Here is a 3165-nt window from a genome sequence, read left to right as displayed (position 1 = left end):
ATTGCCCAGGCAAATGCATTTATCAATGCTGCCCTGGATTACGAATTCATTTGCTTATCTGAAAAAGCTGTCTGGCTAGACAAAGTTGCTCATGCCGTCCGCTCCCAAATGATTGAGGAGTCCGCATGAGCAATCACCCACGCCAGGACATTGATGGCTGCGAACATCATCCTAAAAAATGCTGTGAATGCATGCTTAAAGAAATTGATGAGCAGTATTTAAATTTCATGCCATCCGATGAATCCAAGTATTTAGATGCTGCATTACTTTCAATCCGGGAGGTTTCTTAATGGAAATCCATCTTGGCCATGTAACTGCTTTTCTTTTTGTTGCACTACCTTTGATTGTCATGGTCATTGTCGTAGCAGGATTTTTTTATAAATCGTACAAGCTGCAAAAGAACCTGAAAGCCCAATCAGATGCGTTATTTGAGAAATTGGAGAAACGCTAATGCTAGAAATTACCGACCTTCATCATGATGTCCACATGATCAATTTAAGTAATTTAAACAATGTGGTCTTCCGTCAAAAATCAGGTACTCACATCGTTTCTTTCCATATGCGTGACCATCATGCAGTTCCAATTACTGTGGATCATGCCACTGCTGAACGCATTAAAACTGAATTAAAGGTGATGAAATGAAAAATACACCTGCTGTTCTACCGACCTATACGTTGCTGGTACTTCGCTATATGTCACCTACTGTTTCACTTGAAGCAGTAGTAAAAGATTTCTTTCCTCAAATGAGTATGGTTATCGCAAAACGCAAGGCTGTCACTCAAGAACTACCTTTTCCTGTTTTGCGCATGGGTGAAGGTAATAAAGCTGCATGGATGGTCAATTTAGCAGACCTTGCTGTGTACATTGACCGACAGACTGCATTGGCTCAACACGATCATAAAGCAATGAATGGAGGTCAGTATGCGCACTAATCTGGACCACGATATTTTTCCAAAAAAAGCCCAATCTTTAGCACTGGAAGCTGAAGTGGCCAAATTCTTAAAAGCCCAGGGAAAAGAAGAACCGGAACAAATCAGTTTTGGTCGTTCACTCTATGTCGAAGAATGCCAGGCAAAAGGTATACAGCCTTTTAAATTTACGCTTAGAGATGTCATGACAGCCAGTGTCGAACAGGCTCATGCCGAACATCGGGAAAAAGAAGCCAAATCCAGAGGCAGAAAGCCAAAGGTTGAGCCGGTTTTTATTCCAGATACATCTTCAGATGAAAGCCGGGTTTTGTTCAATCGAAATGCTCGTAAAGAAGCCTTTGAATCGGGCCTTAAAAAATTTCAGGGTCGTTGCAAACATCATGGGGAACAGGTTTTCTCAATCCGAAAAGATGGCAATGATCACCTGTGCATTATGTGCCAGCGTAAATACAGCAGTGCCCAAAATGCGAAACGCAGATTATTAAAACTGGAGACGGTATGAATACTGGCGACCATGTAACTGTGAATTTTATTTCTGAAAACAGTACAAAATTTTCAGGTCATCCTTTTTATGGCAGCGGCACTATAGACCAGATTGAAGATGGCCGAGTTTTTGGCAGACTTTATAACGGGCAGCCTTTTATGTGTGCCCCATCTGATGTGAAAGTAAATGTGGCCATCAAGGATCTGGAATCCTATTACAAAGTACTTTTGGATCTTGGATTGATCAGCCAGGAAGAACTTTTCCAAATTAAGACAAAAAGTCTGAATGACCCTGCTTTGTTGAATATGTCTGAATTTGGTCTGTATATCTTTGCTCATGGCCAATCCTTGTTTAATGAATTGACTCAGCGCTGTGCTGATCTGGAATTTAAATTACTGCAGCTGGAGGCTGTCTAAATGAAACTCGAACACGCACAAGAAACTCTTTTAAGCCAAAGCCCGTTGCAACTGAGCCAACAATTTAGCCGTGATGATTTAACGGATCTACGTGACCAGCTCAAAGCAAAACGTGAAGGCTTAATCGAATCAAAAGACAAATGCACGAATGGCAACAGTATTGCCCTGTTCAATGTTCATTTGAGTGAAGTGAAGACCATGAGCACACGTGTCAATCAGACCATTTCATTGCTGGACGTTGATGCCAAGATCATGAAGAAAAATAAAGCTGCTGATCAGGAGCTGGCGATCCGTTTCTTTAGTGTGGCCAAGAAAGAACTTGATTCAAAGACCTTCAATAAAATTAAAGAAAAGGCGATGGTGGTGTGATGAATATTGAAAAATTAAAAGCTGAATTCGAGCAGTCTGAATGCTTCAAACGTCTTGAACATGTTGCGCAATATACCTTCTTTGAATTTGGAGCATATTGCAAAAGAACTGATGTTCCTACTGATATTGAAAAGAAGTATGGAAAATTAATCACAGCCCTTCTTTTTAGCTGGGGTGCATGGAAGGAAGCCCAAGCGGTGCCGGAAGGTTTTGTTTTAGTGCCGAAAGAGCCGGCAAAAGACGCACTTATAGAAATTGCATCAGTTTGCATAGGTGATGGTTTCGCTAATTTTGATGAAAGCAGAGAATTATATCAAGCCATGATTAAAGCACAGGAGCCAGCTAATGACTCACGTTGAAATGCTTAAAGACCCCAATTTCATGCGCAGCCTAGAAGGTCACATTGTGTCTCATATTAATGCTGAATACATGAAAGCAGGTATGAGTCCCCCACTTCCAAAATTCAGGGACAATATGGCCACTTATGACGAAGCCAATGTCACAAAAATGGCAAATCGTATACGGACTGGTGCAGTACTGCTTGCACGGTTGCTGGATGAAAAGGGAAAAAATCAATGAGCTACTGTGAACACGAAGATTGTGATAAGGAAGCTAAACACGATTTCATTACTGAATATTCTGCATTTGGTCATGAATACATTAGCGTATGCGATGAGCATTATAAATTACTCCAGGACGAACGTAGAAAACCGCAAATTGGATACTGCGAACGTTGTAATAATCCTGAAGGTAAAAATATAAAACCGTTTCAAGATCCCGAAGAAGGATCTAGCGCAGCCTACTTAGAAACATGCGAATCATGCCGCCAAAGGATAAATGAATCATTCTGTGATGATTAAGATAAAGCCTCTAAATAGAGGCTTTTTTTATGGCTTCAGCAATGCAAAAAGGCCTCTATTTAGAGACCTTTTTTTGAACTAATTAATTAATTTAATTAATTACGTAT

The 3165-nt window shown here is 40.5% G+C and carries 10 protein-coding genes; all 10 read left to right on the top strand.

What is annotated here, in order from left to right:
* The first annotated feature begins 125 nt into the window (after nt 1–125).
* The 10 genes from ACNPNW_RS15700 to ACNPNW_RS15655 are packed head-to-tail and all read left to right on the top strand — an operon-like array spanning nt 126 to nt 3058.
* Nucleotides 126–290 carry a hypothetical protein gene (locus tag ACNPNW_RS15700; protein ID WP_448767145.1) on the top strand — a complete coding sequence of 55 codons (165 nt, stop codon included), beginning with the start codon at nt 126–128 and terminating at the stop codon, nt 288–290.
* Entirely contained in the window at nt 290–451 is a 162-nt protein-coding gene (locus ACNPNW_RS15695) for a hypothetical protein (RefSeq protein ID WP_174893594.1), read from the top strand. The genes ACNPNW_RS15700 and ACNPNW_RS15695 overlap by 1 nt, the downstream gene beginning before the upstream one ends.
* A complete protein-coding gene (locus ACNPNW_RS15690) occupies nt 451–642 on the top strand; it encodes a hypothetical protein (protein ID WP_075167512.1) in 192 nt (63 codons plus the stop codon). The genes ACNPNW_RS15695 and ACNPNW_RS15690 overlap by 1 nt, the downstream gene beginning before the upstream one ends.
* Entirely contained in the window at nt 639–932 is a 294-nt protein-coding gene (locus ACNPNW_RS15685) for a pyocin activator PrtN family protein (RefSeq protein WP_174893593.1), read from the top strand. The genes ACNPNW_RS15690 and ACNPNW_RS15685 overlap by 4 nt, the downstream gene beginning before the upstream one ends.
* Entirely contained in the window at nt 922–1431 is a 510-nt protein-coding gene (locus ACNPNW_RS15680) for a hypothetical protein (protein ID WP_448767144.1), read from the top strand. The genes ACNPNW_RS15685 and ACNPNW_RS15680 overlap by 11 nt, the downstream gene beginning before the upstream one ends.
* On the top strand, nt 1428–1829 hold the full coding sequence (locus ACNPNW_RS15675) for a hypothetical protein (protein WP_448767143.1): 402 nt from the start codon (nt 1428–1430) through the stop codon (nt 1827–1829). The genes ACNPNW_RS15680 and ACNPNW_RS15675 overlap by 4 nt, the downstream gene beginning before the upstream one ends.
* Nucleotides 1830–2198 (top strand): hypothetical protein, encoded by a 369-nt coding sequence (locus tag ACNPNW_RS15670; RefSeq protein ID WP_448767142.1) that lies wholly within the window; start codon nt 1830–1832, stop codon nt 2196–2198.
* On the top strand, nt 2198–2557 hold the full coding sequence (locus tag ACNPNW_RS15665; protein ID WP_448767141.1) for a hypothetical protein: 360 nt from the start codon (nt 2198–2200) through the stop codon (nt 2555–2557). The genes ACNPNW_RS15670 and ACNPNW_RS15665 overlap by 1 nt, the downstream gene beginning before the upstream one ends.
* On the top strand, nt 2544–2777 hold the full coding sequence (locus ACNPNW_RS15660) for a hypothetical protein (protein ID WP_448767140.1): 234 nt from the start codon (nt 2544–2546) through the stop codon (nt 2775–2777). Before ACNPNW_RS15665 ends, ACNPNW_RS15660 begins: the two co-directional genes overlap by 14 nt.
* Nucleotides 2774–3058: a hypothetical protein gene (locus tag ACNPNW_RS15655; RefSeq protein ID WP_448767139.1), complete on the top strand. Its 285-nt coding sequence runs from the start codon at nt 2774–2776 to the stop codon at nt 3056–3058. Before ACNPNW_RS15660 ends, ACNPNW_RS15655 begins: the two co-directional genes overlap by 4 nt.
* The last annotated feature ends 107 nt before the right edge of the window (nt 3059–3165 follow it).

It is taken from the genome of Acinetobacter endophylla (genome assembly GCF_053543775.1).
Note: the sequence above shows the minus strand (reverse complement) of the source record. Positions and strands in the feature narration are given on the sequence as shown.